Raw genomic sequence first — 3,690 nt, forward strand, 5'->3', positions numbered from 1 at the left:
TTGAGGAGTTCGTGGAGAGGGTTCGCCATGGAGAGCTGAGGTTCAGCTCGTGCTTTCCGTTCAAAAACGGGACTTACTACCTGCCAGCACCTCACCTGCCGATCGAGAAAAAGTGGAGGTTTCTGCCCCTTGATGATTTCGAAAAAGTCATTTCAGGAAACGTTTCTGAGGTCGGCGATAACGACAAAATGGATTTCATGAAAAAGGTGGAAATCCCGAAGGTTGTTCTGGACAGAACGACATCAAATTCCGGAATCTACTATCTGACAGCCCTTAGGTTTGAAGAAAATTCCGGCCTGTACTTCATGGTGGACGGAAGGGATGGTCTGATCGAGGTTGCTCTGAAGTACCTGCAGGATGAGGGGATTGGAGGTAAAAGGACGTGGGGACTCGGGAAATTCGAGGTGGGAAATGACGAGATAAAAATTCGAGAAGACGGAAACTGCTACGTCACCCTTTCCCTGACATACCCGGGAGACCTCGAAAGCGTTGTTTACTGGAAACCTCTTGTCAGGAGCGGTTGGATAAATTCGCGAAAAGCGACACTCAGGAAGCCAAAGGTAATCATGGCCTCAGAGGGTTCGGTTTTCAGGAGAGCCGAGGAGGGAGAGCTGGTGAACCTCAGTATCGCCTACACCGACCTCCCATCTCTCGCTGGTCACGAGGTGTGGGTGAACGGAAAGTCGTTTCTGATCAGGACGGTGGTCACAGATGAGGCTTGAGATTCTCACACCCACCCACATAGGTTCGGGAGACAGGTATCTTGCGATGGACTTTGTGATTAAGGGAAACAGGGTCATATTCATAGACTCGATGAAGTTTTTCGAGGAAATTGAGAAAAAGGGGCTTGACGCGGTGGATGTGGCGAGGAAAATTGGCAGTGGCGACAGTTCCGTGGATGACTATTTAAGGGATCTGTCAGAAATAAAGTCGCACGAGGCTCGCCTGATTGGAAGACAGCCAGGTAGGAAGGAGATTCTGATGCACGTAAAGAGCCGTGGAAAGCCCTACATCCCTGGATCGTCAGTAAAGGGGGCAATCAGGACCGTGCTGCTGTGGAAGGCCGTCAAGGAGGACAGAAAATTGCTTGAGCAGACGATTAACCACATTAAAGAGCTGAGAAGGTTCGACGTCAAGAGGGTGGACGACTGGCTCGAAGAGAAGGTTTTCAGAAGGGTTCGGCTGGAGGGGACAAGAAGGGGAGACCCGAAAAACGACCTTCTGAGGGCGTTGAAAATAAGCGACTCGGCGTTTTTTGATAGCTGCAGCATTTACCAGATAAAGTTCCTCGGAATGAGAAACTTCAGCCAGCTTGCAGAGTGCGTAGATGATGGGCAGGAGGCTGAAATTAAGGTTAAAGTGGATGATTTCACACTGAGCTATTTGGGCCAGAAGCTCGACTTTGATGAGATAACTTCTGCGGCAAGAGAGTTTGCAGAGGAGGTGGTTAAGGCCGAAACAAATCGCAGCTATCCTGAAGTGGTAAAGCAGGAGTTCAGAAACGTTCTGAAGGCAAGGGGCATTATTCTCAGGATTGGGTGGGGGACCGGCTGGTACTCGTCAACAATCGGAACGCTGCTCAAAACACACCCTGAATTTGAGGGGGTTAGAAGGAAGCTTGGACTCGGCAGAAATCCCAGAACAAAGAGGTTCAGCAGGAACTTTCCGCTTGTGAGGAGGGTTACGTTCGACAACAAACCCCTGGGCTGGGTTTCGATCCATGACTGACTTCGTCAGAGTTGAGATTGAGTTTGAGGCGCTGGAGAGCAAGAGGTTCAGGATGTACTCCGGTGCCTATGTTAGAGGTTTTGTTTACTGGGTACTGGGAAGAATGGATAGAGCCTTTGCTGAAAGACTGCACTCAAGCAGGGGCATCTCTCCATTCTCCGTCACACCGGTGATGCTCAGCGGTCTGCCGGTAAACAGCCTTGAGGAGGGGAGGAGCTACAGCTTCTCCATCACCTTCTTCGTCCCCGAAATAGGAGAGGCGCTCAGGGACTACCTGATCTCGACCGACAGTGTGTACTTCACGGCCGTGGAAAACCCGCTCAGGAGGGTAAAGGTGAGGTACGTGGACGCTGAATCTCTTGATGGAGAATCACCCGGCAAATTCAGGGTGGACTTCGTATCCCCGTGCTACTTCAGAATTCCCTCAAACAGCTACAGATTCGTTCCCATGCCGGTGCCAGAACTCATGTTCAGGAGTCTTGCGAGGCTCTACTCTGCATTCATTGAGGAAGTTCCTGCTGACTACAGAGAGTGGGTGGACAGGGGAGGAGTGGCAGTTTCAGGGCTGAATATCAGAACTGAGAAGGTATTGCTGAAAAAGAAAATGTGGTCCGCCGGATTCACGGGAACGGTTAACTTCTCCCTTCCGGAAGACACCTACGAAGAGAGATTTGCTGAGCTCACGTCACTCCTTCTGAATTTCGGTGAGTATTCCAATGTCGGTGGTGGGAGAACGTCCGGACTTGGAGTAATCAGGCGCAAAACCGTTGAGTGATCTCGAAATGGCCTCAAGCATAGTGATTTATTCTGACAGCTTTTTTGCCAGCTCTAAAGCCTTTATCTGCTCTTCAGCAGGTAACATTCCCATCAGCTTTCTCCTCTATGAGTTCGATTGCGCCTCTCAAACCGATGTCAAGAATATCAGCAACCCATCTGACCGCGAGTTCTCCTCAGCAGAACTCCGGGTTTAGAGTGATCAATCAGGAGTCGTGGAACAGCGCGAGTTTTCTATTCAGAGCTGGAGACGAGTATCGCATTCCTGGCTTTTTCGTACAGCTTTCTGTCCGCAGTTGCAAGCGGCGCGTCAAGTTTCTGCGAGGCGGCGATGAAAAGGGAATCGTAGGCCGTTAAGCCGCTCTCCACGGAAATCTCAAAAGCAGACTCGTAGAGCTCCTCAGAGCTGAGAACTTCACATACTGAATTTATGAACTCGATGCTCTTATCAAGCGCGAGTTTGACAATCCCTCTGTCCTCCTTCCCGAAAACGACCTTCTTCCAGGCAACGTTTGTTATCTCCGCCACGGCAAGATCCACGGTGTACATTCTCCTGCTGTTCTCCACAATCCGCTCAGCTGCCTCAACAACCCCATCCTCCTTGAAGAAGATTGCCGCAATAACGCTGGAATCGAGCACGACCCTATCTGGCATCTCTATCCTCCCTTATCATCTCCGTGATCTCCGAGCTCTTCATCCTGCTCCTCAACTCTCTCGCATCTTCGAGCAGCCTCCTCTTTGCCTCCTCTCTGACCCTCTCTATTATCATTCTCCTGATCTCCTCCTGCCAGTTCACGTCCTTTATTTTCTCCATGGTCTCTCTCACTTCTCTCGGGATTCGCACACTGTATGTTGTTGTGGACATATAATGTAAACACTGGTTTGAGAGGATTTAAGGTTTGCCCTTATCATCAATACTTCAAACATCCAGGCCGGGAACTCTTGAACCCAGGTCATGCTCAGGGATTGAGACGTTGCCCTCCCTGCGAGATTCTTGGAACTCTTCACTCACGCAATATTCTGGCCAGCTTTCCAAGTTGCCGTTCTCCTTATGAGATTCTATTACGACAACTGATCAATATCGCATTAAAGCACGTGTTGCCGTTCTCCTTATGAGATTCTGAGAGGGCGTTTGGGGAATTTATGCTCCTCGAATGGTTGCCGTTCTCCTTATGAGATTCAAAATAG

At 50.0% G+C, this 3,690-nt stretch carries 5 protein-coding genes; 3 read left to right on the forward strand and 2 right to left on the reverse strand.

The genetic code is table 11. From position 1 onward, the window contains the following. From csm4 to cas6, 3 genes are all read left to right on the forward strand, one after another. On the forward strand, window positions 1-722 hold a 722-nt coding region (csm4, locus tag ACXJJC_RS02695; RefSeq protein ID WP_456369285.1), incomplete at its 5' end, for a type III-A CRISPR-associated RAMP protein Csm4. Next, entirely contained in the window at window positions 712-1,728 is a 1,017-nt protein-coding gene (gene csm5 / locus ACXJJC_RS02700; RefSeq protein WP_456369287.1) for a type III-A CRISPR-associated RAMP protein Csm5, read from the forward strand. The genes csm4 and csm5, both read left to right, overlap by 11 nt. Beyond that, the gene (gene cas6, locus ACXJJC_RS02705; protein ID WP_456369289.1) at window positions 1,721-2,503 is read left to right on the forward strand and encodes a CRISPR-associated endoribonuclease Cas6; all 783 of its coding nucleotides are present in this window, start codon (window positions 1,721-1,723) and stop codon (window positions 2,501-2,503) included. The genes csm5 and cas6 overlap by 8 nt, the downstream gene beginning before the upstream one ends. A 233-nt stretch (window positions 2,504-2,736) precedes the next feature. Here the strand turns inward: cas6 and ACXJJC_RS02710 are convergent, their stop codons facing one another. After that, window positions 2,737-3,156, reverse strand: coding sequence for a type II toxin-antitoxin system VapC family toxin (locus tag ACXJJC_RS02710; protein ID WP_456369291.1), 420 nt, complete (start codon window positions 3,154-3,156; stop codon window positions 2,737-2,739). Further along, window positions 3,146-3,367: a type II toxin-antitoxin system VapB family antitoxin gene (gene vapB / locus ACXJJC_RS02715; protein ID WP_456369292.1), complete on the reverse strand. Its 222-nt coding sequence runs from the start codon at window positions 3,365-3,367 to the stop codon at window positions 3,146-3,148. The genes ACXJJC_RS02710 and vapB overlap by 11 nt, the downstream gene beginning before the upstream one ends. Window positions 3,368-3,690: the final 323 nt, after the last annotated feature.

Source organism: Geoglobus sp. (assembly GCF_054018175.1).

Bases quoted from the DNA above. Each gene is read 5' to 3' on its own strand.
- cas6 (WP_456369289.1), top strand. From the start codon at position 1,721: ATGACTGACTTCGTCAGAGTTGAGATTGAGTTTGAGGCGCTGGAGAGC.
- ACXJJC_RS02710 (WP_456369291.1), bottom strand. From the start codon at position 3,156: ATGCCAGATAGGGTCGTGCTCGATTCCAGCGTTATTGCGGCAATCTTC.
- vapB (WP_456369292.1), bottom strand. From the start codon at position 3,367: ATGTCCACAACAACATACAGTGTGCGAATCCCGAGAGAAGTGAGAGAG.
- csm5 (WP_456369287.1), top strand. From the start codon at position 712: ATGAGGCTTGAGATTCTCACACCCACCCACATAGGTTCGGGAGACAGG.